Genomic DNA, 26871 nt, shown 5'->3' on the forward strand with positions numbered 1-26871 from the left:
ATATTAAAGATTTTCTTTCATGAAGTAAAAAACTATAGATTCTTTTTTTCCTTATTCATCAAAAACCAGATTTTTCGCTGCCATTCATACACTGCAAATCTCTCATCATCGGAGTCGTCAGTCTTTTCCACATATGTTCTTATACTTGGGGCGGAAGGATATTTGGCCCGGATAATATCATCTATCAGATAGCCGTCCAGCCCCTTGAATTGCTTGAAAAGGAAACTTTTGAACATAAGGTTGATATATATAGGATTATTGCATATATACGTTTTATATGCCTGATATGCTTTAGACTTCATATAGTCTGAAACCCTGCTGCTGAAATTGAGTTTACCAAGCTCTTCTTTTAATGCCTCTTCCAGTTTTTTATACTCAGTAGAGTCCGTTATACTGTACCAATAATGTTCATCGGGTTTAGTTATTAGATCCACCCATGCACTGGCTTCCCAATAATCGGTTACCATTCTTATGGAATCTCTTTGTTCCGGAGACATCGCGTAAAACAAGGAGTCTTTTTCCCAGCCTTCAAAAAGAGCTTCAATAGAATTGATCTTCTCTTGCTTCAGCCGTTCATATATATCCGGCAATTCTTTATCAAGAATGGAAGTTATCTGGAAAGCCCCACTTTCTATTCTACAATTAACACGTGGATTGGTTATGATAGAGTCGTTGAATACAAAAGCGATCTGCCTGCCTATTGCCTTTTCCGTTTCTTTAGCCCATTTGTTCAATTTGTATTTACTGATTTGCCCACTAATCACATTTTTCCCAAAATAGTCCGTTTCCAATCTAAGTGAAATAAAATCTTTTATCGTCACGATAGGTTCTCGGGAGATACTATCTGTTTGTCCGGATAAAATATGATACCAACCATTTTCCCGAAATTTATTTTGGCAAACTGAAAAATATGGAAGGAAAGAAAACAATGCCAATATTCCAAATAATTTTTTACACATAACCTAATGTTTTTTAAATTCTGATTTCAAATACCGTTCTCCTTCGGGTACAATTCTAACAGAGTTCCGGACACATACACTTATTAAGATTCAAAAAATGATGAGAATAACAACGACAGTAATTGTTACAACTATTATTTTTTATGAGTTCCGAGTATTTCATGCTATTCATTGTAGAAATCACTATTAAACCGAAATTCTAAAAGTTTACGCAAATTTAATAATAAAAACAATCAAAAAGCATGATATTTATATATTGTCTAAAAAATGCCCCAAAATCATGCAGTCATGGATTTGGACTTAAAAAAACAATAAGTGGAATGCCAGCTTCAAGAACATCACTATCCTGGTTCCTTCATTAGTGATACAAACTACATTCTTCTCTTATTGTATCAAAGCCATTGCAGAAAAGACATCAGCACACATGCTTTTATCAATTCTAAATATAGGATATAAAATAATATTCAATACCTTTGCAGTATAGGTTAAACTTATTATTCCCGCCAAATACTTTTAGTGTTTAAATCATGAAAAAGAAAATTCTATTCATTCAAACGTTTGGTTTCTTTGCCACTTATCTTTGTCTCGATTTCCTTTTTACAGAAGAAGTTCATATAATTGAAATCTCTTTATCCGCTGTCATGTATTTTGTACTGATGTATTTTCTGAATAGAAATAAGAAGTAAGTTTTTACAATGCGATCCATAGAATAAGGAATCTCCACCTTATTCCAATGGTGCTGTATTATTCCTATAAAACTTCATCCTCTTCTTATTTTTTCATACCTTCGCACCATTTTTTAAGTACAAACGAAAAAACAATGGCAATCATGGAAAAAAATCAATTTAAACGTGACAGATAAATCCTGACCACACGCATGGAATGGCAACACCACTCGCTCCGCGTATTGGTACGTGCTTTGCTGATGGACTATCCGGGAGCAAAAGTAGCGGGACATCACAACCTCAGTCCCGACCATAACAACAACGGAGAAGTGGAACCGATGGAATGGACGAAACAATGCCCATGTTTTGAGGTGAAAAAAGAGAAGTGGTAACTAAGAAAATGGAGATGGCAAAGCATGACAAAAGCTTTGTCACCTCATTTTTTATTCATACATCTGTTCTAATTAAGCAAAATGTGCATCCAACAAAGTTTAGCCGTATAATATAAATGAGAGAGTAAATCTTTTACTACCTCCAATGATTACTTCTGAGCCCTGAAAATCTTTCGATAAAAATTAAGTTTTGTAAGAATGCTCCGTAACCATGTACGCTTACGCCAACTTCCTTTACTTAAATGAACGGCAATAGTATCATCTGTGACTTGTTTCCAAGCAGCTCCTAATATACGAGAAGGAAGAATGAGCATTCTTTCTTCTAATTGTTGTTCTATTTCATTATTATACTTTAATCCGAATTTTTCAGCAGCCAACGCCAGCACATCTGGTGCTATCTCCTTTGTATACCAACTACCGTCTTCTTGTATAAAATGGCGACCTTCATAGAATTTCATAGCTTCCACTAAATAAGGATGTCCCCTTTCAGCTCCTAATATGGCTGATAACAAACCTAAGCCTGGTACACGTACACCAGGGAAACGATTTGTTCCATCCGGTCCAAGACGTTTACCTGCCATCTCATCTCCCTCTATCATTTCCGGATGATATTCTATAGCAGTAAAAAAGCCATTGGATAATAGTGGATCAAAAGATTTTTTCACCATGACATCGGTATCCATATATATTCCTCCTTCGGTATATAATGCATGTAAACGCACATAATCTGCCACAAAAGCTAAAGCACCTACACTAAAGGCCTCTTTGGTCCATGACAAAGAATTTACATCAAAATCCTTTAAACTCCATAATTTCCATTTATAGTCAGGGAGATTTTTCTTCCATGAATCCATACACACCTGTAAACTATAAGGTATCGGCGTATCATTGAACCAGCAATAATGAATCGTTTTGGGTATCATTTCAAGTCATCTTTAGATTATTTTGCAAAAAGCCTACCACACAAAGATAAAATAAAATTCTAAGAATCAGCATAAGAATAACGAAATAATCGTCCTCTATCCATACACACAGCTTTCCAATATAACGCATCATACACCTTGAAAATTACAAATGAATAAAACGTCCCAACAACGTTCGAATACCCTTTGAAAAGCAATAAAAGAAAATGGTTAAAATCACCAAAAATAACAGTGAAGAAATCAAAGCATAGAAAATCCATTCCAAGTAGCCTTCCATAGGTTCTGATAAAGGTAATAATGAAAGAATGACATCCGCTAATAGCCAAGACAAAGCACACAGACATAAATACAACAAGATATTCTTCCAATAAACACTAACGTTCATTTTAAAACCGTCACGATATAAGAAATAAGGTTTCCAAATGCTTATGACAGTTATGGAACTGGCAACATCCCCCAGTAACACTCCCGGCAACCCCCAATAATACCCGCCAACCAATGCTACCAATATCGTAATTCCAAGTGTAGCAATAGGCGCCCAAGTATCTTGAAAAAGCCCATAACCATAAATAAACTGATCATTCGTGCCACGGAACTGACTAATAAAAAAGTTGGCAAGAATCACTATCAATACAGAATGAGGCAGCACATACTCTGCTCCTAACCATACAATAATAAAAGAATCCATCAAATGATAGAGAGCAAATGTTAAAAAGGAAGCTACCATAAAACGTAAAGAGCTGAGTTCCCAAAATACTTGTTGTATGCGCTTTGAGTCACCTTCAGCAATCAAATTACCCACTCCTGCTCCCGTACTTCCTAAGAAATTATTAACGAGCTGGTTCAATTTCGTCAACAGCAACATGTAATTGCTATAATAGGCTACCAATTTTAAGGAAGTAAACGCGTAAACCAAAAAAGGAAGTAATTGAGACCGCCCCATTCCTGCCAATTGATGTACAAACATTTGGCGTGCCTTGCGTACGATTATCTTATTCTCCGGATATTTTCGACGACCTTCAGCAATACTACACTTCAGCCATGGATATACCCTATTTATCTTCCAGTTAAGTATATATGAATATAAGATGCCAAAAAGTAATTCAATGGCAATCCATAGATAAAAACTACCTATGTAGCAAACAAGCATCATCTGTACCAATATCTTTATAATATTTGCAGTCTGGAAATAGGCCGTTACAACATAATTACGTTGATCGGCTCCTAACAAAGTTTGCCGATAATTAATAAAGTAACTGATGAGGGCAGAAGACAAAAAAGCAAAATAGGCAAAATAGACTACACCTAAATCAATACTGATATTTGCAAATATCAAAGGAAGAAAACAAGCCAATATGAGCCCTACCCCTATAATTATCAATCCGACGTTGCGATAAAGATACCCCAATACAGAAATAATATCTCGTATCTTGTCCTTGTCATCATTAAATAAAGGTTTATAAAGTACAAAACCAATAGATGCCCCAATTCCTAATTCGGCCAAATTCAAGAAACCCAATAAATTTTGTAATGTCCCCATTAGACCCACAAAATCTGCTCCCAACATATCCAAGAATATCTTGCGAGAAAAAAAAGAGATGAATAGGGTAATAAAATAAAAAAGCACATTTACCCGGGCATTCAAATAGCTTTTTTTGAGACGAGACTCTACCATAATTTCAACTTTTCGCAAATATTTTTCATTTTATCCATAAAAACACCCCTAAAGGTACCATACACGATATTCCATTGTTCATTGCATATAAAAATCCACAAGGCTTTGTAATATCCCCGCCTTCCGAAATACTTTCTGCATTGCATCACACGGTAATAGCTGCTCACAAGTCTATCTTCCCGATTTATTTTTCTCAGAAACCGGTTACAGCGACATGCTACCCAAACCCGTGCCAACAAATTGTCGAGCAAAACACTATATTGTAAAGAACCCTCACGTATTGTAGCACAATAAATGGCTACAGAGCATATTGCCACATTCCGAGCGTAATAATCCAAATAATAAGAGAACATTACATCATTTCCAGCCAATGTCTCATCAAATTGGATGGAATGCTTCTGAACTATATTTCTGGAAACCATTTTTGCCCAGGGTACATCATTCCGATATTTTAGTCTCTCCGCATCTATGCTTTCAGTCACATCAAAACCTAAAAAATCAGATTGACGTGAACGCATAGGAACTAAAGTTTCCGAATCTGCACTTGTAGCTCTGAATGTTATCAAATCGTAGTCCGTAGCACAATAACAATCCAGTACCTCTAAAAAACCGGGCAGAAAAAAATCATCAGCATCAGCAAACAGCAGCCACTTGCCTCGAGCATGAAGCAGGCCACAATTACGGGCATATCCAGCTCCCTTCCCTTCTTTGGTGAAAATGATTTCTACATCTTCCCGACTACTTCCCGGAAAGTCCATAAAATCCACGACATCAGAAGAACTGTCATCATCAACCACAATAATTTGGATGTCATCACGGAAAGGAATAGAATCCAAACAGCGCTGCAACAACAACGGAGCATTCTTATGAGGTATAATAATAGTATAAGTATAATCCATACTCCTTACTTTTGACAACAAATCAGTTAATACATATGTTTAGGCCCATAAAACACCGGCCCTATATTCAAACGGAACAAAAGACGAATATAGAAATCATATAATATATAGCAGTTGAATCCTAAAAGAACCTTTCCCAATTTATCTGTCTTAAATACCGGATGATAATATTTCAAAAAAACATCCCTACTTTCTGAAATCATCCTCTTCAGATGCTTTACCCTCATCTCACGCGGGATAGTCCTATCCGGCTGATAATCACTTTTCAAAGCTCTTCGGAATGGAACCAGCATAGAATTAACTGTAACTACCATATCTCCCGCTGGTATTTTCCATACTTTCATCATTTCTGCCAGAAGCTGTTGATATTTCACGAAACAACAGTATTCAGATTCAAATGAATGAATACGGTGGGATAGTGAAAAGGAATGTTTCACGTACACATAATTCTGCATATGGTTCAATACAAGATAATCACAATGCAACAAGTACTGATACATAAACAACAAATCTTCAAGACAATGTATATTCTCATCAAAGCGAATTGAAAATTCTTCTATTATACTCCTTGCATAAATTTTTGACACAGCATATCCCATTTCACAAATATTATTCTCTGCAAAAGATTTACCTATACTGGAGAAAGGCAAATAACGGTCCGGCAAAGATAAAGAAGGCAAAGAGGTACCATCAGTTCTCCTACACAACATCCCTTGAATCACTAATCCTCTTCCTGAATAGGCTGCCTGCAAATTATAAAGCCCCAAGCAATAATCAGGCAGTATCCAGTCATCCGGATCTACAAAAACCACATACTTCCCGGTGGCGTGATCCAGCCCTCGGTTTCGTGCAACACTGACTCCAGAGTTCTCCTGATGAAATACTCTGACACGATAATCCTTAGATGCCCATTCGTCACAAATTTCTCCACAACGATCGGGACTACCATCATCAATCAGCAATAGTTCAAAATCCGCAAATGTCTGCGAAAGAATACTGGAAACACAGCGCGACAAATATTGTTCCACTTTATAAATAGGAACAATGACGGATATAATAGGTTCTTCTTTCATCTTGAATTTCTATCTATATTATCATATTTATAGTCAATGCATCCCGAAACTTTTTTTGAACCGGAGAAAACGTAACAAAGAAATCCAGCAATCAAAGAAACCGCCTCCCATGTGGCAAAGAAGATATTTCGCTATGCAATCTGCTTTATAATCTGGCATGAATCTTTCTTCTATCCATTCCTTTTCCTTGGACAATAAATCGTCCAGACAAGCCACCCGCTGCCTGAATGGGTAGCCATTAGTATGGAGGGATAGCAGTACACGCTGAAAAACCAGACTTACGGAGTGCCTCAAATAGCGGGTAAGTTCATCCGACAGGCAACAAACGTCCTCAAATCTTTCCATTCTGCTTCTATAAGCTGAAAAAATATTGTACTCATCGCTGTATGTATTCATACGGGAAGAAAGCGTTTCTGCAGAATAGGCTATCCTATAATTATAGTCCATGAAATTGCAAAGACGGATATAATCTGAAAGCAATATGTAATCTATCATAAAAATCAAATCTTCCATGCAATGGACATTACAATCAAAACATAATTTATTTTCACGAATCAATTCTGCACTATATAGTTTTGAACAAGAAAATCCAAAACGGTCAAGGCCATACTCCGCGAAACCTTCACCTATATTACTTCCTATGAATATTTCTGGAAGTGTAATCTTTCCTATTAACTTACCATCAATTGAATATTTTAAAGCTCCTCCCATCACCAAACCAATACCCGTATCGGGCAGGCTCTTATATAAATGCAACAAATAATCCGTGGAAACCCAATCATCTGAATCCACAAAAACAATATATGTACCCTTAGCATGCTGCAATCCTATATTACGTGCAGCGCTAACGCCACTGTTCTGTTGATGGAACACCCGTATCCTCGTATCCTTTCCGGCATACTCTTCACAAATCTCCCCGCAACGGTCTGGGCTCCCGTCATCTACCAGCAACAGCTCAAAATTCGTAAAGGTCTGTACAAGAATACTGTCAACGCACTGAGGCAAGTACTCTTCTACCTTATAAACGGGGACTATAACGGATATTTCCGGGACATGATTCATATTCGCTCATTTTGTATGCAACACTGCCTTCATTTTTATAGACAACACCAACAAATAGTAGGCTGACTTTACAAAAGCCTTAAAATACAAATAGCCGGCATACGTAGGAAGCACATAATGGATGTTCTGCAACATCAGCTTCCATTCGGGACGCAGGCCCGTCATCTCCAACAAAGACGCATACTTTTTGTTCCTGAATACCAAATAACTCTGATAATGAAAGGATGTGTCTTTCGTGAAATACAGAATACGGTCAAAATATTTTGCCTTCAGAGTCTCAAAAAAAATATATATATCCCGGTTATCCTGCAAACACCGAGAAGACCGGATAAAATCGTAGATATAACCCAGCACCAGCACACGACATTCCAAATTACGCATAGACGGCGCCCGCATGATGGAGTCTGGCTGCATAGAATAATAGTAAGTGGTCTCACCGACGACATACATACTTTGAGCCATACATGCCAACTTAAATGACCATAAATCATCCTCGTGTACAATTCCCTCCTGGAAGTAGAGTTTATGCTGCAAAACGAGGGGACGACTCACCAGTTTGTTCCATGCCATGACATACCATTTTCCCTGCACATAAGTGGAAAGTACAAGAGCATTCCCTTCATAAAACCCGGTGCCTAATGATAAAGGAGGAGCCCAACGTCTGGCACCGGTCACCTCGTAATTGCCTATCACAAAATCCGGTCGCTTCTGCACCGCTGCATCTGCCAAAAGCTCTATTGCATTCGCAGAAATATAGTCGTCGCTATCCAAGAAGTACAGATAATCGCCAACAGACGCTAAAATACCGGTGTTTCTTGCAGCAGAAAGCCCTCTGTTCTCTTCATGTTCCAGACATCTCACCACCGCTCCGCGCGGATGCGAAGCCACCACCCGTCTGACTATCTCCATAGAGTTATCCGGAGTGCAGTCATTCACAAGAATAACTTCCAAATCCGGCCAGGTCTGGTTCAACACAGACAGCAGACACCGTTCTATGTACTTGGCAACATTATAAACCGGAACAATAATGGAAACTTTCATACTTTCAATCATATTTTCAGAATTTCACCTCATGGCCTTCCACAAACTCTTCCCACCACACAACAAGCGTCAACAGATTGAAATATTGCAAAGCCTTGTTCTGCCTATGCCAGAACCAACCGCCCTCCTTCTCTGCAACTTGTTCATAATCTGTAAGAAACTTCTTCACTGCATCACGACGCAGATAGTTGTCCATAATGCCGGAAGCAAGAATGAATTCCTTAAAGAGAGCACGTCGGGCCCTATCACGGAAGAACAGTGGCATAGGTGCAAAACCGCCCTGCTTCTTCTTCAAGGTAATGGCCTCGGGAAGTAAAGGTTTATAATGGTGCTTTAACAGATATTTAGAAACGGAACGACCCCGCGCAATGTCCAGTACACTGCTGCCCCTGCACTTCAACCCTACCGGTAGCTCCTGCAGGAAATGGAAAAGCTCCAGGTCCATAAAAGGATACGTCAGATTGTTACCGAACATGCGTGCCATGCTGGAAGCCTTGAAAAGAATGATACGGTTGATTACAGTCTCCAAATCGGAAAGAATGGCATGCTGCGCGTAAAGATGCTCGAAACTATGGATATCAGGCCGTAGTGATTTTACCGGCTCAAAATCTTCTTCCGGATTTTGCAGAAGGGCACACAAGGCAGAGTCGGAAAAGCCGAAACGCTCCCCTTCCAGAATATGAAGTATCTTATCCAAATGGAAATTGATGCGGGAAAGCTCTCCGCCGGTATCAAAGGTTTCATGCTCCAGCAGACGGCTGATGCCACGCAGCAAGGGACGCAATCCTATGCGGGCGGCTAGATAATGCAACGCCACTTCGCGACCGGAAGTACCGAAATACTGGTCACTGCCGTCACCTCCCAGAATCACGTCGGGCTTGTCATCGCCTATCATGCGCATGGCACAATAGTTTACCATCAGCCCGCCTTCCATAAAAGGCTCACCCAGAAAACGGACAATGTCGGGCAAGGCACTGGTTTCCGTACCGTCAATCTCGTACTCATGATGGCGCGTGCCGAAGGTTTCGGACATCAGACGGGCCATGGGCAGCTCCGTCCAGGCATCTCCTTTAAAGCCCACGGAATAGGAGTCAATCTGGCCGTCGTAAATGCTGCGCAGCGCAGCAAGGTTGGACCCGGAATCATAGCCGCCACTCAGCAGGATGCCTACCTTGCGGCTGTCTCCGATACGCCGACGGATGGCTTGCGCATGCAATTCTCCATAACGGCGGGAATAGGCCTCGACATCCGGATTCCGTTCAGTCGCCACCTTGGGTTCATGCTCAAAAACGCTGTCGCGCTTCAGACAATAAATGTCATCTGCCACCTTCTCATATAAGCCGGGATTTCTTTCCTTCAGCGAATCAAACATGGAATGTACGTTCGCTTGTGTCTCTAACTTTACAGAAGCCCAAACCGGCATCAGATAACCAAGCTCTGTCAACATGTAGAACTTTTCGCCGGCACCTAAAGAATGAACATCGAATAGGGCGAAATTATTCTTCTTCAAAATGCCACGCTGAAGGAATGTACTCAATGAAACCAGATTAGGCTCGAAATTTTCTTCCAGTTGGTCCTCTAAAAATTGCCAGGAAGTGGCAAAATTACCATCAATGTGACAATAGACGGGATAATGCGTGCCATGATGGTCGCGCACCACTCCGCATTCATTTTCTGAATAATATACTATGGTGAACGAACCGTCCAGACGTGAAAAGCCATATGCCGGATCGGATAGAAACGCATCGGCAGCAAGCTTGGCATTGGTATCATCCGGAGTTGCCTGCAAGGTGTCCCGATTATACAAAGTTCCGAAAAAGAAAAGTCTCAGATTATAACTTTCAAAAGAAGATTCCGGCTCTTCTCCCTCTACACAGGCTGTACGCCAATCTTCTAAAGTGATTTTTCCGTATATCATTTGTTTGCTTATAGACTTGTTTATTGTGTATCCCTTTCTATTCCACCACCCCATGCCTGGTATGTATAAAGGTCTTGTTTGCTCCCCTCAGCTTGAAGATGTTTCCTGCCATCAGCAGGAATGTATAGGGTATCTTTTGCAGGGCCATTGCCAGGCGGCTGGTGCAGAACCTTTTGGGAACGGCAACGAGCAGTGCGACAGCGAGCAACACCAAGAGCAGCCACCACTTCAGCCCCCATGTCCAGCGATAAACCGTGAACAACACGGAGAAGAGGAACGTGAAGCCCACCAACAGCAGGCGAGGAATGGAAAGCTGCTGGAAAAGCTTGTCGCAGAAGTCCCAATTACGCGCAACAAGCGCCTTCCACAGAAACTTGGCGAAAGTCTGGCAGTAGTGCCATTGTGCCGACAGCCAGCGGCGGCGCTGACGGGAGAAATCACCGGTGTTCTGTATCTTCTCATCAAATACAAAGGTTTCGGGCAGATAATAAAAGCGCTTGCCGCGATAGAGCAGGGTCAGCTCCAATTCACGGTCGAAACCGCCTACAGCCTTGATGTCAGCCATCGTATCACGGAACAAGTCATAACGGAACGCCATGCCGGAACCGATAAGGGCGGCCGACAAGCCCAGCTTGGCATGCCCCAAACGGAAAATGGTGTTATTGATTTCCTCACTGATGGCATCGAGCAAGGCCATGTCATTGTTCAGGTTCTTTGCACTCCGGTGGGTCTGCACAATCTCGACTTCCGGATTGGCGAAGAGGTCGTTAATATCACTCAGATAATCGTAAGGGATGACATTGTCCGCATCGAGCACCAGAGCGATGTCATAATCATTACCGATGGCAGTCATGGCGGCATTCAGAGATTTGGATTTGGTGCTTTTCTCAAAATGCACTTCAACCAAGCGGACAGGAAGCATAGCGAGGGAAGCGTTGGTTTCGGGCTGCATACGGTCCGAAATGACAACCGTATCAAAACAGTCGGCGGGATAATCCTGCTCCAGACATGAATGAACGCACTCGTGTATCACGGCATCTTCGCGGTAGGCAGGAATCAATATGGCAAAACGTTTGTGTTCCTTGGCTGGAGGGGGTAGAGGCAGGTCACGTCGGCGTGACGCCAGACTGTAAACCAATAGATACAGTATGTTTATTGCAAACAATATGTACAAAAGCCAATCAAGTATATTCAATATATGTTCCAAATTCAGGGCTATTTAAGCTTTAGAGCTGCTGCTTGTTTTTAATGGGTATCCGACACAAAGATACGAAAAAGAAGTAGAGTTTGGATAAAATATACAAAAAATGCGAAGAATATAGGAATAAAAAAACGAGCAAGCTCTCACGAACCCCTCGCCCCTATAAGAAAAGCCTTTAAGGCTTTTCTTTTAAACTACATCAATGTTACCTAAAAATCAATCTTTCTCTTTACCTAAAAAAATAAAACTTCAATTACCTATTCTGAAAACTTCAAAATCCAATTTTACCTTTACCTAATTTACCTATTTATTCAAAACATTTAGCTTATGAAAAAAATCTATTTTCAATCCTTTTACCTAATAACTAATATCCTTTATTGAAAACTGTTTTATTATTTATCAAATCCAAATGCAGTTTCCCAACTGCACTGCAAAGGTAAGTGTTTTATCCGCGCGCACAAAATGCCGACACATTTTTCGCGCGTTTTATAACATTGTTTTAGAGTTTAAGGGTATAGTTTACACTTATAAACAATTTGTTGTTCATCGGGAGCATACTTTCCAGTAAAAAACAAGCCACCGAAACGCCGAAACGCTTCGATGACTGTCCCCTTTAAACACCTTTAAACAAAATGAATTTCTTATTTATTTCCTCGCTTCAGCAATATAGCCCAAAGCTTCTTTACATTTTTCCGTAACATAAGTCCAGTCTTCAGCAGCGACCTTATCCTTCGGGAAGAGTTTGGAACCCATACCTACGCAGAACACACCCGCCTTAATCCAAGAGGTCAGGTTTTCCTGGGTCGGCTCCACTCCACCGGTCACCATCAGCTTGGACCAGGGCATCGGAGCCAGCAAACCTTTCACAAGTTTGGCACCAAGCACATCGCCCGGGAATATCTTGCAGAGATCGCAACCTGCTTCTTGCGCGAAACCTACTTCTGAAACGCTGCCGCACCCCGGAGTATAAGCTACCAGACGACGGTTACAAATCTTAGCAATCTCCGGGTTGAACAACGGGCCTACAACGAAACATGCCCCCAACTGCAAATACAGCGCCGCAGTAGCAGGGTCGACGATGGAACCTACACCCATAGCCACCTCCGGGCACTCTTTTGCCGCAAACTTCACAACTTCCGCAAACACCTCGTGGGCAAAGTCACCACGGTTCGTAAACTCGAACGCACGAACACCTCCATCGTAACAAGCCTTTACAACTTTCTTTGCAACTTCTGCATCCTTATGATAAAAGACGGGCACCATTCCGGTAGAACCAATCTTATTCAATACTGCGATTTTATCAAATTTACTCATCTTTTTATTTACGATTTGACGATTTACGATTAATATTACTTTATATCTATTCTTTTTATTTACGATTTGACGATTCAAACTTCCTTTGCTAACCGATTTCTTGTAGTGACAATAGAACTCACTATTATTTTATACAATTCATGCGCCTCTTGTTGCAACCCAAGCAGTTTATTAGCAGGAATCATCTCACTTTCAGCAATAATTTCCAACCAGTGTATAGTTTCATCCAGTTCTTCCTCTACCATTTTCAGTTTATTCAGAAAATCCTTATCAGACTTTCCCAAACAAGCTGCCCTATAATTGGCAGCAGGTGAAGTCCCTGAACGTACTATTTGTTTAGCTATAGCCATTGACGAAATCCGATTAGGCATACAATCTACCATCTTGATTATTCTCAAAGAGAACACCTTCAATCGTATTTTCAATTCCTCCGAGTTCACTGTAGAAGTAATTTCAATCGTACATCGTAAATCGTCAAATCGTAAATGAGTTAGCGTTGTACTCGTCCGCTTGCATCCCCTCCTGCCAGCGCTTCTACCTCTTCGGTAGAAACAAGGTTGAAGTCACCGTTGATAGTATGCTTCAAGGCAGAAGCCGCTACTGCAAATTCGAGGGCGGCACCCTGGTTAGGTTTTGTCAGCAGGCCGTGGATGATACCGCCTGAGAAAGAGTCGCCACCACCTACGCGGTCGATGATAGGATTGATGTCGTAACGCTTTGATTCGTAGAATTCCTCACCGTTGTAAATCATTGCCTTCCAGCCGTTGTGGGTGGCAGAGAAAGACTCGCGCAACGTAGAGATGACATATTTGAAGCCGAATTCCTTCGCCATCGCCTTGAAGATTCCCTTGTAGCCTTCAGCGTCCGTCTTGCCGCCTTCCACGTCTGCATCGGGCTTGAAGCCCAGACAGAGTTCAGCATCTTCTTCATTGCCGATGCAGACATCCACATACTGCATCAAAGGCTTCATGATGGACTGGGCTTTTTCTTTGGTCCAGAGTTTTTTACGGAAATTGAGGTCTACCGACACCATAACGCCGTGACACTTGGCAGCTTCGCAAGCCAAGCGAGTCAGTTCCGCAGCCTTGTCGGAGATGGCGGGAGTGATACCTGACCAATGGAACCAGTCTGCACCTTCCATGATGGCATCGAAATCAAAGTCTGCCGCATCTGCCTCGGCAATGGCAGAGTGTGCACGGTCATAGATTACCTTACTGGGACGCATGGAAGCACCAGTTTCAAGATAGTAGATACCTACACGATCACCACCACGCGCAATGAAATCTGTCTTTACGCCATACTTGCACAATGCGTTGACAGCCGACTGGCCTATTTCATGTTTCGGCAACTTAGTTACAAAATAAGCATCATGCCCGTAGTTGGCACAGCTGACAGCTACGTTGGCCTCGCCACCGCCATATACCACATCAAAAGAGTCGGACTGCACAAAACGGGTATTTCCCGGAGTAGACAGTCTCAGCATTATTTCACCTAATGTAACTACTTTCTTTCCCATAATCTTTCTATATTTTATTTTAATATGAAATTAATTTATTTCCTTTCAATTTATCATTACGAGGTATAAAAAGAACTTAAGCACTTGAAAATGTGAATAGTAAATCAAAACAACATTCATTCTTCACAGTCTTCGTGTGCGGGCACAAAGATACAACAATTTTTGAAATACAAAAAATTATCATATATTTGTAGCGGAAATATCAAGATTATTATTGTGCACGAGCACAAGACATATACTCTACTTGGTACATTGTAAATTATAAATATAGATGGAAAGAGTCAGAATAAAAGATATTGCCAAGATGGCAGACGTATCAGTGGGAACCGTCGACCGTGTGATTCACGGACGCAGCGGTGTGTCCGAATCCAGCCGGAAACGGGTGGAAGAAATCCTGAAACAGCTGGATTACCAACCAAATATGTATGCCAGTGCACTGGCTTCGAACAAGAAGTACACATTTGCCTGCCTGCTGCCACTGCACGAGAAAGGCGAATACTGGACAGACGTGGAGACAGGCATACACAACGCCGTAGAGACTTATTCTGACTTTAACGTCGCCGTGCACCTCTCCTACTATGACCCGTATGACTATCATTCATTCGCGGAAGCCTCCAGACAGATTCTATCACTGGAGCCGGACGGAGTGATGTTTGCCCCCACCGTTCCGCAATACACCAAGCCCTTTACGGATGAGTTGACGCAACATAATATACCTTATATATATATAGACTCCAATATAAAGGAAGAGCCCGCCCTATCCTTCTACGGGCAGAACTCGCACCAAAGCGGATATTTTGCCGCCCGCATGCTGATGCTGCTTGCCGGAGAAGACGCGCAGGAAATCGTCATCTTCCGCAAAATAAACGAAGGCATCGTTGGGTCGAACCAGCAGGAACGCCGCGAAATAGGTTTCCGCGAATACATGCAGAAGCATCATCCCGCCTGCCGCATCTGGGAACTGGACCTGCATGCCAAGCGCGACAGCGAGGACACACTGATGCTAGACGAGTTCTTCCAAGAGCATCCTACCGTAAAGAACGGAATCACCTTCAACTCCAAAGCATACATCATCGGGGAATACCTGCTGAAGAAGCAGAAAAAAAACTTCAACCTGATGGGCTATGACCTGCTGCAACGCAATGTAGACTGTCTGAAACAAGGAAGCATCTTCTTCCTCATAGCACAACAGCCCACCCTGCAAGGATTCGACGGCATCAAGGCCTTGTGCGAATACCTGATTCTGAAGAAGGAAATCACAAGGGAAAACTTCATGCCAATTGACTTGCTAACGAAGGAGAATATAGAGTTTTATTACAATAAATAGTTGCATGTACAATGTACCATCTACAATGTACAATTCGGGCATGCGGAAGGGGACTAATACTAGCGCAGCGCAGCCAAATTGTACATTGTAGATGGTAAATGGGGAATTTAAAAGATGGAGGCAAAGCACCTGAAAATCAATCCTTCCGACAATGTTGCAGTGGCTATCACAGCACTTCCGGCTGGTGAAAAACTCACGGTGGACGGAAAGGAAATCACCTTGAATGAGGATGTTCTTGCCGGACACAAATTTGCACTGAAAGACTTTGAGGAAGGCGAAAACGTCATTAAATACGGATACCCCATCGGCCATGCCCGGAAAGCGCAGAAGCAGGGAGACTGGATGAATGAAAACAATATCAAGACCAACTTGTCCGGGTTGCTGGAATACACATACAACCCCGTCAATGTAGACCTCAATACTACGGTCCTAAACCTCAATACTGGCGCGCCAAACCTGACCTTTAGAGGGTACAAACGCAAAAACGGAGATGTAGGCGTGCGCAATGAGATATGGATTATTCCGACAGTGGGCTGTGTAAACGGAATCATCAACCAACTTGCCGAAGGCCTGCGCCGCGAAACGGGCGGAAAGGGCGTGGATGCTATCATGGCTTATCCCCATAATTACGGCTGCTCCCAGTTGGGTGACGACCACGAGAATACAAAGAAAATCCTCCGCGACATAGTGCTGCATCCCAATGCGGGAGCCGTACTCGTGGTAGGCCTGGGATGTGAGAATAACCAGCCGGATGTATTCTGCGAGTTTCTGGGAGACTATGACCGGGATCGCGTAAAGTTTATGGTGACCCAGAAAGTGGGTGATGAATACGAAGAAGGCATGGAGCTGCTGCGCGAACTTTATGCCAAAGTCATCCAGGACCAGCGCGAGGATATTCCCTTAAGTGAATTGCGCGTAGGCTTGAAGTGTGGCGGTTCGGACGGTTTCTCCGGCATCACCGCCAATCCGCTACTGGGCATGTTCTCCGACTTCCTGGTAGCACAAGGCGGCACCAGCGTACTGACGGAAGTACCGGAAATGTTCGGTGCAGAAACCATTCTGATGAACCGCTGCCGCACCAAAGAGTTGTTTGAGGACACGGTGAAGCTGATTAATGACTTCAAGGAATATTTCCTCTCACACGGTGAACCGGTAGGCGAAAACCCGTCTCCGGGAAATAAGGCAGGTGGCATCTCTACATTGGAGGACAAGGCCTTGGGATGCACCCAGAAATGCGGCACAAGCTACGTGGAAGGGGTACTTCCATATGGCGAACGCCTGAAAGTAAAGGGACTGAACCTGCTGTCTGCTCCGGGAAACGACCTTGTAGCCGCCACTGCCCTTGCCTCTTGCGGATGCCACATGGTGCTGTTCACCACAGGACGCGGAACGCCCTTCGGAACCTATGTGCCGACCATGAAGATTTCCACCAACTCCACTTTAGCAAAGAACAAACCGGGCTGGATAGACTTCAACGCCGGAGTTATCGTCGAGAACGAACCGATGAAGCAAACCTGCGAACGCTTCATCGAGTATATCATCAAAGTAGCAAGCGGTGAATTCGTGAACAACGAAAAGAAAGGCTACAAGGAAATAGCCATCTTCAAGACCGGAGTAACTTTGTAAATTGAAAATTAAAGACTGATAGATGGAGGGCGGGACAAAACCATTTTGTGCCGCCCTTTGTTTTTGTTACCTTTGCGGCGGAATTGATTTCACCACAGATTACCCCGATTAACATGGAATTGATTGAAAGGTAGAAATCTGTGGTGAACCATTAATCTCAACCAAACAATACAACTATGTCAGCAACAACCGATACAACCCCTAAAACCCAAAGCGGCTGGTGGGCACTCAGCCCGTTGGCGGTGTTCCTTTGCCTCTATCTGGTGACTTCGCTCCTGGTGAACGACTTCTATAAAGTCCCCATCACGGTAGCCTTCCTCGCCTCGTCCTGCTATGCCATCGCCATCACGCGCGGCTTGAATCTGGAACAGCGCATCTACCAGTTTTCCGTGGGCGCCAGTAACAAGAACATCATGCTGATGGTATGGATATTCATCCTTGCAGGAGCATTCGCCCAAAGCGCCAAGCAGATGGGCGCCATTGATGCGACCGTAAATCTGACCCTGCATATACTGCCGGACAACCTGCTGCTGGCGGGCATCTTCATCGCCGCCTGCTTCATCTCCCTCTCGATAGGAACAAGCGTAGGAACTATCGTCGCACTGACTCCCGTAGCCGTGGGGCTGGCGGAAAAGACGGGCATCGACCTGCCCTACATGGTTGCCATCGTGGTGGGAGGCTCGTTCTTCGGAGACAATCTTTCCTTCATATCCGACACCACCATTGCATCGACCAAGACGCAGGACTGCGTGATGAGGGACAAGTTCCGCGTCAACTTTATGATTGTGGTACCGGCAGCACTTATCATACTGGGCATCTATATCTTTCAAGGACTGTCCGTCTCTGCCCCACCACAAGTACAGACCATCGAGTGGATAAAGGTAATCCCCTACCTCATCGTACTGGGTACGGCCGTAGCAGGCGTCAACGTCATGCTGGTACTGCTGCTGGGCATCCTCTCTACCGGAATTATCGGTGTCTATACCGGCACCGCCTTCTTCGACTGGTTCGGAGCCATGGGAACGGGCATCACCGGCATGGGCGAGCTCATCATCATCACCCTGCTGGCCGGAGGCATGCTCGAAACCATCCGCTACAACGGCGGCATCGACTTCATCATCTCCCGGCTGACCCGCCACGTCAGCGGCAAGCGGGGAGCCGAATTCAGCATCGCCGCCCTGGTCAGCATCGCCAATCTCTGCACCGCCAACAACACCATTGCCATCATCACCACCGGCCCCATAGCCAAGGACATCGCCATCCGCTTCCACCTGGACCGCCGGAAAACAGCCAGCATACTGGACACCTTCTCATGCCTTGTGCAAGGTATCATCCCCTACGGAGCACAAATGCTGATAGCCGCCGGACTTGCCGGCATCTCCCCCATCAGCATCATCGGAAACCTATACTACCCCTTCTGCATGGGAGCCTGCGCCATACTCGCCATTCTCCTGAGATACCCCAGGAAATACTCGGGAGAAGGATGAGTGATAAGTGATGAGTGATGAGTGGTGTTGTGTGAACATTTAAAAAAAACACCCTCATGCCAACAAATAACTCATAACTCATAACTCATAACTCAAAATCTTTTCTTACCTTTGCACCCGCTATTACGAGATAGTAGCATAATTCAAATCATTAACTAAAAATATTTTAATTAAATGGCAACAAAAATCAGATTGCAAAGACATGGACGTAAGAGCTACGCTTTTTACTCTATCGTTATTGCAGACGTAAGAGCACCACGTGATGGTAAATTTATTGAGAAGATTGGTACTTACAATCCTAACACCAATCCTGCCACAGTAGATTTGAAGTTCGACCGCGCACTTGACTGGGTGTTGAAGGGTGCACAACCTACTGACACAGTTCGTAACATCCTCTCTCGCGAAGGTGTTTATATGAAGAAGCACTTGCTGGGCGGTGTAGCAAAAGGCGCATTTGGCGAAGCGGAAGCTGACGCTAAGTTCGAAGCTTGGAAGAACAACAAACAAAGCGGTTTGGCTGCTCTGAAGGCTAAGGAAGACGAAGCTAAGAAAGCTGAAGCAAAGGCACGTCTGGAAGCAGAAAAGAAAGTAAACGAAGAAAAAGCAAAAGCATTGGCAGAAAAGAAAGCTGCTGAAGCTGCCGCAAAAGCTGCTGCTGAAGCATCGGCTGAAGAGGCTCCTGCAGAAGAAACCCCTGCTGCTGAAGAAACTGCTGCCGAATAATAGTAAGCACAGCATTATCGCTAAAAATGGGATTAAAACTATAAAAATCCTCTCCGGTTCATATCGGAGGGGATTTTTTATTACTATATTTGCAGCTATAATCATTCATTAAAAAAACAAGCAATGAAAAAGTTTACTTATCTGCTCGCTGTAGCCGCTGTGTTTACGGCTTGTAACAGTGGAAACAACGGTTACACCGTAACCGGAACTGTAGAGGGTGCAGCCGACGGCGACACCGTATATCTGGAAACCGTGGAAGGACGCCAATTCGTCAAATTGGATTCTGCTGTCATCAAAGGTGGAACATTTACCTTCAAGGGCACACAAGATACTGCTGTCAACCGCTACATCTCTTACAAAGCCGAAGGAAAAGACGGCGCAGCCATCGACTTCTTCCTGGAAAACGGCAAGATTATAATCAACTTGTCGCAGGAAAACAACTCTGCCACCGGTACTGCCAACAATGATGCCTACCAGGAAATCAGAGCCCAAATCAACGGTCTGAACAAACAGATGATGAGCATCTACGAATCCATGTCGGACACCACACTGACCGACGAACAGCGTGAAACCAAAGGCAAAGAGATGGAAAATCTGGAAAACAGCATGATATCTGCCATCAAAGCCGGCATCAAAAAGAACATCACCAACCCGGTGGGTGTACTCCTGCTGAAGCAGAACTATTACTACATGGATGTGGCAGACCTCAACCCGCTGATGCCCCAAATCCCCGCAGCTTACGACAACGACGAAGCCATCGTCAAGATAAAGAACAACGTTGAGAAAATGAAAGCCACTGCCGTAGGCCAGAAGTTCACAGACTTCGAGATGCAGACGCCGGAAGGAAAAACGGTAAAACTGTCCGACTACGTAGGCAAGGGCAAAGTTGTCCTTGTTGACTTCTGGGCAAGCTGGTGCGGCCCCTGCCGTCGCGAGATGCCCAACCTGGTGGAAGCTTACGCCAAATACAAGAACAAGAACTTCGAGATTGTAGGCGTATCCCTGGACCAGAGTGCTGACGCATGGAAAGAAGCCATCAAGAAGCTGAACATCACTTGGCCGCAAATGTCCGACCTGAAATACTGGAACTGCGAAGGCGCACAGCTTTATGCCGTAAGCAGCATCCCCCACACTGTGTTGATTGACGGTGAAGGAACTATCCTTGCACGCGGATTGCACGGTGACGAACTTCAGGAAAAGATAGCTGAAGCTGTTAAATAATAAAGCCGGACACACCGGAAGCTAAAGAAGAATGCCACACTTCGCAAAGGCAAATGCTATTGATTGCGCCTTGCGAAGTGTGGCATTTCAATTGATAAAATGTGGCATTTCGGTCAATGAAGTGCGGCATTCGAGATGATGAAGTGCGGCATTTTCAAGAGAAGATGCGTGCCGCCATTTCCATACCCAGCCGTACGGTTTCCCACTGCTTTTCCTCATCGGCCTCCGAAGGGGAAAGAAGCGCATTCGCATCCGGCAGGCACAAAGTAAAACGTTTCAAGGGGATATAGTTCAACACGCTCTCGGTCTTCGCCTGCAATTCATCCAGTTCGTCTTCCTGGGGATAATGGGACAGCACGAAACCGAATACTGCCTCTTTCTCGTGTATAAACCAGAGCAGACGGTTGCGGTCGCACGCGCCACAGTCGTAATTCAAGAAATAGGCATCGGCCCCATGCAGCTGCACCAACATATCCGTAGGTGCATGGAATGCAACATACATCCCTGCTGGACGCTCGCGCAAAACACGGTTATTCAGCCGAACGGTATCTTCCATTATCACCGAATGCACCCCGTCGAACTGGACGTAGCGACAACCGGCATCATAGAGTTGGGTAAGCAAAAGTTTGTAGCAGGAAGCAATATCATCCGTCAAAAGCCGAATGTCGGAATAAACGGTTTCTATCTGAGTCCGCTCCACGCGTTGAATAATCTGGGTCAAGAGTTCTGCCGGCGAGGGGATATGCTGTTTCTTCATCACCTCCCCACCCGCAATGGAATCAAGAAATGCAAATTCTTCCAGAACCGGATGCCGGAGCAAGCCGAGCCGTTCCGTAACCTCCAAAGGAGAACCTTCGGAGAAAAACTGGCCGTCTTTGGAACGGATACCCTCCCAGCTTTCCAAAAAATCACGACTTCGGAAACCACCGTCGGAAACCACCTTCATGCCTCCCTGTTCCAGCCGTTCCACAAGATTGCGCACTGACGCATCTTCAACCGCCTGCAAAGCCTGCCGGCTCACTTGTCCGTTCTGATATTGCTCGCGGGCATCCTTCAATGCACGAGGTACGCAAAAAGCTCCAGCGATGTCTATTTTAAACGGAGGAAATACATTTGCCATATTCATCCTTTCTTTGATTATTAAAATAATGATACTTCAGCCCCTATGCCACGGGCAATAAAGCAATACAATTGAACGGTAACAAGAGACATTATCAAGGATTGAGAACCTTAAATAAACCAATTCGTTACAAATATAACTAAAGAATCCGAAAATCCACAATCCGCTCCAAAGATTTATCTTCATTTGACACTTGAAAATTCAGAGAATGCTCAAGTATACAACAACAGCCTATAACGAACAACTTTAAAAAGTAATTTTTATTCAAAGTTTTCCATTTACAAATAAAACACCACTAATTATCAAACGATTAACACTTTTTAAATCACAAAAAGTTTCCCAAAAAGTAAAACCTATCAATAACTATAATACCTTTGTTTCCGCATTTAAACTAAATAGATAGTCACATTTAAGTATAAAAGGTTATGATACAGACAGTACTCAAGCGCGACGGGCGCGTCGTCGGATTCAACGAAGAAAAAATAGCCACCGCCATCCGGAAAGCCATGTTGCATACAGATAAAGGTGAAGACCTGCAACTGATACACCAGATTACGGACCGCATCTCTTTCAAGGGGGATTCGCAGATGACGGTGGAAGCCATCCAGGATTTGGTGGAAGTGGAGCTGATGAAGAGCAGCCGCAAGGACGTTGCCCAAAAATACATCGCCTACCGCAACCAGCGAAGCATTGCCCGCAAGGCAAAGACGCGCGACATGTTCCTGGAGATTATCAACATCAAGTCCAACGACATCACACGCGAAAATGCCAATATGAATGCTGATACCCCGGCAGGCATGATGATGAAATTTGCCAGCGAAACCACCAAGCCTTTTGTGGACGACTATCTGCTGAGTGAAGAAGTTCTGGATGCCGTCACCCAGAACTATCTGCACATCCATGACAAGGATTATTATCCCACCAAGAGCCTGACATGCGTACAACATCCGCTGGACCATATTCTGAAATACGGCTTCTCTGCCGGACACGGCGAATCGCGCCCGGCCAAACGCATCGAGACTGCCAGTATCCTGGGATGCATCTCGCTGGAAACAGCCCAGAACGAGATGCACGGCGGACAAGCCATCCCTGCATTCGATTTCTACCTTGCCCCCTACGTGCGCAACAGCTTCATCGAGGAAGTCAAGAACCTGGAAGAACTGAATGGAAAAGACTATTCCCATCTCTATCAGAAGGAACTGGCCGACTATCTGCTACAGCCGTTGGACGGACTGACGGACGAGGACCGCATCGTGCAGCATGCCGTCAACAAGACCGTATCGCGCGTGCACCAGTCCATGGAGGCGTTTATCCATAACATGAACACCATCCACTCACGCGGCGGCAACCAAGTGGTGTTCAGCTCCATCAACTACGGCACAGACACCTCTGCCGAGGGGCGCTGCATCATCCGCGAGCTGCTGAAAAGCACCTATCAGGGGGTAGGAAACGGAGAAACCGCCATCTTCCCCATCCAGATATGGAAAAAGAAACGGGGTGTGAGCTACCTGCCGGAAGACCGCAACTACGACCTCTACCAACTGGCCTGCAAGGTGACGGCACGGCGTTTCTTCCCGAACTTCCTGAACCTGGACGCCACCTTCAACCAAAGCGAGGACTGGAAAGCCGATGACCCGAAACGCTACCAGCACGAAGTTGCTACCATGGGATGCCGTACCCGTGTATTCGAAAACCGTTTCGGACCGAAGACCTCCATCGGACGCGGCAACATCTCTTTCTCTACCATCAATATTGTCCGCATAGGAATCGAGTGTATGAACATAGAAGACAAGGAACAGCGTATCGCCCGGTTCTTTGCCAAGTTGGATGCCATGCTTGAGGTGACCGCACGCCAATTGCACGAACGTATGGAATTCCAAAAGACCGCCTTCGCCAAACAGTTCCCGTTACTGATGTCCGCCTTGTGGATAGGCAGCGAAAAACTGAAACCGAACGACACGATTGCTTCCGTCATCAACCAGGGAACACTGGGAATCGGCTTCATCGGATTGGCAGAATGCCTCGTAGCATTACTCGGAAAACATCACGGCGAATCTGGCGAAGCCCAGGAGCTGGGACTGAAAATCGTGACCTATATGCGCGACCGTGCCAACCAGTTCTCGGAGCAATACCAGCACAACTACAGCGTGCTTGCCACTCCTGCCGAAGGGCTGTCGGGCAAGTTCACCCGCATCGACCGTAAGAAGTTCGGCACGCTGCCGGGCATTACGGACCGTGACTACTACACCAACTCCAACCACGTGCCCGTATACTACAAATGCAGCGCCCGCCACAAAGCGGAAGTGGAGGCTCCTTATCATGAGCTGACCCGCGGCGGACACATCTTCTATGTGGAGATAGACGGTGACGCCACCCACAATCCGGAAGTCATTATGCGTGTAGTGGACATGATGGACCAATACAACATCGGCTACGGTTCGGTAAACCACAACCGTAACCGCTGTCTGGAGTGCGGCCACGAAAACTCCACCCCAAACCTGGAAGAATGCCCGAAGTGCGGCAGCAAGCATATCGACAAGCTGCAACGCATCACCGGCTACCTGGTGGGGACAACCGACCGCTGGAACAATGCCAAGCTGGCAGAGTTGAACGACAGGGTCGTTCATAATTAAAAATTAAAGGGCTGCGCAGTGCAAAGCGGAGCTTCATTTTTAATGGTTGACGTTTAATTTTTAATGATTAATGTTCAGCTTTCTACCTGCGATGTTTAATTTTTAATTTTTAATTCCCTACTCATGCTTTCTATTCTCGACATTTTAGAAGATACCACAGTAGACGGTCCGGGCTTCCGGACTGCCATTTATGCTGCCGGATGCCCCAACGGTTGTCCCGGTTGCCACAATCCGGAGTCGTGGGACATCAACCGCGGGCACTGGATGAGTACGGAAGAGATTCTGGAAAAAGTCCTTGCCGACAACTTTGCAGACGTCACCTTCAGTGGTGGAGACCCGATGTTCCAGCCGGAAGGATTCACCCAACTGGCGCATGCCATCAAGGAGCGGAGCCGGAAAAACATCTGGTGCTATACGGGCTATACTTTCGAAAAGCTACTGCGCAACCCGCGCCAAGCCCAACTGCTGAAGTACATCGACGTACTGGTGGACGGCAAATTCAAAAAAGAACTGAGGGATGAGGAACTCTATTTCCGGGGAAGCCGCAACCAGCGTCTGATTGACGTACAGACATCCCTGCAAAAGGGGGAAACCGTAATTTACCACTATAATCCCCAAAAGGGCATTTAAAAAAGTATCCCGTCATTCTTCGCTTCGCTCCGAATGACGGGATACCTACATCACCATTCTATAAATTTCCCTCTTTCCCTGCGCTTCTGCAGCTCCTCCTGAAGAAAGCGCTGCCTATCCTTGGCGATATACCGGCGGGCAAAAATATTGGGCACCGCTACCCCCAGCGCTATGCAGAGAATAATCAGTGAAGCCGTGATGCCGTTGGAAACAACCGCCGTCACCTCGCCTACCACACCGTGCATATTGATAAGCCCGAAAAGCGAACGATACATCAACACTCCCGGAATCATCGGGATGACGGAAGGAATCGTCAAGACGTGATTGGGAACATGGAACCAATGCACTGCCTTCACGGCTATCAGGCTGACAACCATGCTGCCCATGAACGAACCTATCACCGGTCCGTAACCCAGCTCGAAATTGACAAAGTTACGCGTACAAACGGCGATGATACCGCCCACCGCAACAACCCACAACAAGCGCCGCTGTATATTGAATATCATGGAAAATCCCATGGCAGCTATCGCCGCCGCAATGGCATACACCAGATAACTATCATGAGGCACCATACTCAATTCGCTAAACTTCTTGTCAATCACAACATCCTCCACCGTCAGCAGACGCATGGCTATCACAATGCCGAAGGCCATTGCACAGACCATCAGCACCGTATTCACAGCCCGGACAATGCCCACCTGGATATAATTATCAATCATATCATCCACAAAGTTTATCAACGGCACACCCGGAACAATGAACAGTGCACACGCCAACAACGGATGATAGGGAGTTTCCGAGAGTCCGGCAAAAGAAGACACATAGGCCAAGCAGGTCGAAATCAATGCGGCAATGGCAATACTCATATAGTGATTGATGCCGAACTCCATACAACGGACACGGACGCGAAAACCGGCAAAAGCGCAGATGGAGGTAAACAGAAACGCCATCCAGTCACCACCGAACAGCTTGCAGAAACCTCCGCAGGCAAAGCCAGCACCGATGGCAACAACGTATGGCACATAATTCCGCTTCTTGTTTTTGATTCTTTCTAGTTCCTCCTCATACTGGTCGAGGGAGTAGTCATTCTCAATGGCCCGCCAGGACAGTTTGCTGATTTCGGAAATGGCTGTCATGTTGATGCCATGCTTCTCGCACTTCTGGAATTTGGAGAACGAATGCAGGCCGTCGCTCACATTCACCACCAGCATGGTATAACTTACGTCGATGTGGAGTTTTTCTTCCGGCAGCCCCAGATAGGCGGCAACACGGTTCAGGTTACGAACAACACGGTTTGTATCAGCCGCACTCTCCACCAGCAGCTGTCCGGTACGAAGCAATAAATCGAGTTTCCTGCGCAGCAGGGCAATCTCTTGTTCAGTCAAAGTCTTATCCATGAATCTTTTTACCTATTTTTTTGGAGGCACAAAGATAGGCAAAATGTAGAAAACGATTTCATTCTTTCG

21 protein-coding genes and 1 pseudogene are annotated in these 26871 nt (G+C 44.9%); 8 read left to right on the top strand and 14 right to left on the bottom strand.

Translation table 11 applies throughout. The annotated features are described in order from the left end of the window. Nucleotides 1-32: 32 nt before the first annotated feature. Entirely contained in the window at nt 33-959 is a 927-nt protein-coding gene (locus tag ITJ87_RS14755; RefSeq protein ID WP_117964518.1) for a hypothetical protein, read from the bottom strand. 871 nt (nt 960-1830) lie between these two features. Here ITJ87_RS14755 and ITJ87_RS14760 point away from each other — a divergent pair. After that, nucleotides 1831-2016 (top strand): annotated as a pseudogene (locus ITJ87_RS14760) (N-acetylmuramoyl-L-alanine amidase); the annotation flags it as partial. A 149-nt stretch (nt 2017-2165) separates the two neighbouring features. Here ITJ87_RS14760 and ITJ87_RS14765 read toward each other — a convergent pair. The 11 genes from ITJ87_RS14765 to ITJ87_RS14815 form a co-directional block, all read right to left on the bottom strand. After that, a complete protein-coding gene (locus ITJ87_RS14765; protein ID WP_117601357.1) occupies nt 2166-2939 on the bottom strand; it encodes a glycosyltransferase family 32 protein in 774 nt (257 codons plus the stop codon). 145 nt (nt 2940-3084) lie between these two features. Beyond that, on the bottom strand, nt 3085-4614 hold the full coding sequence (locus ITJ87_RS14770; RefSeq protein WP_117964517.1) for a lipopolysaccharide biosynthesis protein: 1530 nt from the start codon (nt 4612-4614) through the stop codon (nt 3085-3087). After that, nucleotides 4608-5513 carry a glycosyltransferase gene (locus ITJ87_RS14775; RefSeq protein ID WP_117964516.1) on the bottom strand — a complete coding sequence of 302 codons (906 nt, stop codon included), beginning with the start codon at nt 5511-5513 and terminating at the stop codon, nt 4608-4610. The genes ITJ87_RS14770 and ITJ87_RS14775 overlap by 7 nt, the downstream gene beginning before the upstream one ends. Nucleotides 5514-5539: 26 nt before the next feature. Then, on the bottom strand, nt 5540-6586 hold the full coding sequence (locus tag ITJ87_RS14780) for a glycosyltransferase family 2 protein (RefSeq protein WP_117601360.1): 1047 nt from the start codon (nt 6584-6586) through the stop codon (nt 5540-5542). Nucleotides 6587-6619: 33 nt separating this feature from the next. Next, entirely contained in the window at nt 6620-7648 is a 1029-nt protein-coding gene (locus ITJ87_RS14785; RefSeq protein ID WP_117601361.1) for a glycosyltransferase family 2 protein, read from the bottom strand. A 6-nt stretch (nt 7649-7654) separates the two neighbouring features. Then, a complete protein-coding gene (locus tag ITJ87_RS14790; RefSeq protein ID WP_227186882.1) occupies nt 7655-8689 on the bottom strand; it encodes a glycosyltransferase family 2 protein in 1035 nt (344 codons plus the stop codon). A 16-nt stretch (nt 8690-8705) separates the two neighbouring features. After that, nucleotides 8706-10607 (bottom strand): asparagine synthase C-terminal domain-containing protein, encoded by a 1902-nt coding sequence (locus ITJ87_RS14795; RefSeq protein WP_117964515.1) that lies wholly within the window; start codon nt 10605-10607, stop codon nt 8706-8708. A gap of 37 nt (nt 10608-10644) precedes the next feature. Next, entirely contained in the window at nt 10645-11814 is a 1170-nt protein-coding gene (locus ITJ87_RS14800; protein ID WP_117964514.1) for a glycosyltransferase family 2 protein, read from the bottom strand. Nucleotides 11815-12453: 639 nt separating this feature from the next. Further along, nucleotides 12454-13122, bottom strand: a complete 669-nt coding sequence (locus tag ITJ87_RS14805; RefSeq protein ID WP_117964513.1) for a bifunctional 4-hydroxy-2-oxoglutarate aldolase/2-dehydro-3-deoxy-phosphogluconate aldolase — start codon at nt 13120-13122, stop codon at nt 12454-12456. Between the two features lie 74 nt (nt 13123-13196). Continuing rightward, nucleotides 13197-13562 carry a four helix bundle protein gene (locus ITJ87_RS14810; protein WP_080650799.1) on the bottom strand — a complete coding sequence of 122 codons (366 nt, stop codon included), beginning with the start codon at nt 13560-13562 and terminating at the stop codon, nt 13197-13199. A 50-nt stretch (nt 13563-13612) separates the two neighbouring features. Next, nucleotides 13613-14638 (bottom strand): sugar kinase, encoded by a 1026-nt coding sequence (locus ITJ87_RS14815; RefSeq protein ID WP_117964512.1) that lies wholly within the window; start codon nt 14636-14638, stop codon nt 13613-13615. Between the two features lie 271 nt (nt 14639-14909). Here ITJ87_RS14815 and ITJ87_RS14820 point away from each other — a divergent pair, with 271 nt between their 5' ends. The 5 genes from ITJ87_RS14820 (at nt 14910) to ITJ87_RS14840 (ending at nt 21022) form a co-directional block, all read left to right on the top strand. Beyond that, entirely contained in the window at nt 14910-15965 is a 1056-nt protein-coding gene (locus ITJ87_RS14820; protein WP_117601367.1) for a LacI family DNA-binding transcriptional regulator, read from the top strand. Between the two features lie 114 nt (nt 15966-16079). Beyond that, a complete protein-coding gene (locus ITJ87_RS14825) occupies nt 16080-17591 on the top strand; it encodes a UxaA family hydrolase (protein ID WP_117964511.1) in 1512 nt (503 codons plus the stop codon). A 176-nt stretch (nt 17592-17767) separates the two neighbouring features. Beyond that, a complete protein-coding gene (locus ITJ87_RS14830) occupies nt 17768-19078 on the top strand; it encodes a Na+/H+ antiporter NhaC family protein (RefSeq protein WP_117964510.1) in 1311 nt (436 codons plus the stop codon). A 174-nt stretch (nt 19079-19252) separates the two neighbouring features. Further along, complete coding sequence (locus ITJ87_RS14835; protein ID WP_117601370.1) at nt 19253-19801, top strand: 30S ribosomal protein S16; 549 nt, start codon at nt 19253-19255, stop codon at nt 19799-19801. A 123-nt stretch (nt 19802-19924) separates the two neighbouring features. After that, entirely contained in the window at nt 19925-21022 is a 1098-nt protein-coding gene (locus tag ITJ87_RS14840) for a TlpA disulfide reductase family protein (RefSeq protein WP_117601371.1), read from the top strand. Between the two features lie 154 nt (nt 21023-21176). Here ITJ87_RS14840 and ITJ87_RS14845 read toward each other — a convergent pair whose 3' ends face one another. Further along, the gene (locus ITJ87_RS14845) at nt 21177-22148 is read right to left on the bottom strand and encodes a cobalamin biosynthesis protein (RefSeq protein ID WP_117964508.1); all 972 of its coding nucleotides are present in this window, start codon (nt 22146-22148) and stop codon (nt 21177-21179) included. Nucleotides 22149-22567: 419 nt separating this feature from the next. On the opposite strand from ITJ87_RS14845, the gene ITJ87_RS14850 reads away from it, so the two are divergent. Beyond that, nucleotides 22568-24775 (top strand): anaerobic ribonucleoside triphosphate reductase, encoded by a 2208-nt coding sequence (locus ITJ87_RS14850; protein ID WP_117964507.1) that lies wholly within the window; start codon nt 22568-22570, stop codon nt 24773-24775. Between the two features lie 123 nt (nt 24776-24898). Further along, nucleotides 24899-25405 carry an anaerobic ribonucleoside-triphosphate reductase activating protein gene (gene nrdG / locus ITJ87_RS14855; RefSeq protein WP_117601373.1) on the top strand — a complete coding sequence of 169 codons (507 nt, stop codon included), beginning with the start codon at nt 24899-24901 and terminating at the stop codon, nt 25403-25405. A 50-nt stretch (nt 25406-25455) separates the two neighbouring features. Here nrdG and ITJ87_RS14860 read toward each other — a convergent pair whose 3' ends face one another. After that, a complete protein-coding gene (locus ITJ87_RS14860) occupies nt 25456-26802 on the bottom strand; it encodes a threonine/serine exporter ThrE family protein (RefSeq protein WP_117601374.1) in 1347 nt (448 codons plus the stop codon). Nucleotides 26803-26871 lie beyond the last annotated feature (69 nt).

The organism is Bacteroides sp. HF-162, assembly GCF_015679285.1.
In the GTDB taxonomy this organism is placed as follows: domain Bacteria; phylum Bacteroidota; class Bacteroidia; order Bacteroidales; family Bacteroidaceae; genus Bacteroides; species Bacteroides uniformis.

What these genes read in the sequence shown, in the direction of transcription:
- ITJ87_RS14755 (WP_117964518.1), bottom strand. Translation starts at nt 959, where the DNA reads ATGTGTAAAAAATTATTTGGAATATTGGCATTGTTTTCTTTCCTTCCA.
- ITJ87_RS14765 (WP_117601357.1), bottom strand. Translation starts at nt 2,939, where the DNA reads ATGATACCCAAAACGATTCATTATTGCTGGTTCAATGATACGCCGATA.
- ITJ87_RS14770 (WP_117964517.1), bottom strand. Translation starts at nt 4,614, where the DNA reads ATGGTAGAGTCTCGTCTCAAAAAAAGCTATTTGAATGCCCGGGTAAAT.
- ITJ87_RS14775 (WP_117964516.1), bottom strand. Translation starts at nt 5,513, where the DNA reads ATGGATTATACTTATACTATTATTATACCTCATAAGAATGCTCCGTTG.
- ITJ87_RS14780 (WP_117601360.1), bottom strand. Translation starts at nt 6,586, where the DNA reads ATGAAAGAAGAACCTATTATATCCGTCATTGTTCCTATTTATAAAGTG.
- ITJ87_RS14785 (WP_117601361.1), bottom strand. Translation starts at nt 7,648, where the DNA reads ATGAATCATGTCCCGGAAATATCCGTTATAGTCCCCGTTTATAAGGTA.
- ITJ87_RS14790 (WP_227186882.1), bottom strand. Translation starts at nt 8,689, where the DNA reads ATGAAAGTTTCCATTATTGTTCCGGTTTATAATGTTGCCAAGTACATA.
- ITJ87_RS14795 (WP_117964515.1), bottom strand. Translation starts at nt 10,607, where the DNA reads ATGATATACGGAAAAATCACTTTAGAAGATTGGCGTACAGCCTGTGTA.
- ITJ87_RS14805 (WP_117964513.1), bottom strand. Translation starts at nt 13,122, where the DNA reads ATGAGTAAATTTGATAAAATCGCAGTATTGAATAAGATTGGTTCTACC.
- ITJ87_RS14815 (WP_117964512.1), bottom strand. Translation starts at nt 14,638, where the DNA reads ATGGGAAAGAAAGTAGTTACATTAGGTGAAATAATGCTGAGACTGTCT.
- ITJ87_RS14820 (WP_117601367.1), top strand. Translation starts at nt 14,910, where the DNA reads ATGGAAAGAGTCAGAATAAAAGATATTGCCAAGATGGCAGACGTATCA.
- ITJ87_RS14825 (WP_117964511.1), top strand. Translation starts at nt 16,080, where the DNA reads ATGGAGGCAAAGCACCTGAAAATCAATCCTTCCGACAATGTTGCAGTG.
- ITJ87_RS14830 (WP_117964510.1), top strand. Translation starts at nt 17,768, where the DNA reads ATGTCAGCAACAACCGATACAACCCCTAAAACCCAAAGCGGCTGGTGG.
- ITJ87_RS14835 (WP_117601370.1), top strand. Translation starts at nt 19,253, where the DNA reads ATGGCAACAAAAATCAGATTGCAAAGACATGGACGTAAGAGCTACGCT.
- ITJ87_RS14840 (WP_117601371.1), top strand. Translation starts at nt 19,925, where the DNA reads ATGAAAAAGTTTACTTATCTGCTCGCTGTAGCCGCTGTGTTTACGGCT.
- ITJ87_RS14845 (WP_117964508.1), bottom strand. Translation starts at nt 22,148, where the DNA reads ATGAATATGGCAAATGTATTTCCTCCGTTTAAAATAGACATCGCTGGA.
- ITJ87_RS14850 (WP_117964507.1), top strand. Translation starts at nt 22,568, where the DNA reads ATGATACAGACAGTACTCAAGCGCGACGGGCGCGTCGTCGGATTCAAC.
- nrdG (WP_117601373.1), top strand. Translation starts at nt 24,899, where the DNA reads ATGCTTTCTATTCTCGACATTTTAGAAGATACCACAGTAGACGGTCCG.
- ITJ87_RS14860 (WP_117601374.1), bottom strand. Translation starts at nt 26,802, where the DNA reads ATGGATAAGACTTTGACTGAACAAGAGATTGCCCTGCTGCGCAGGAAA.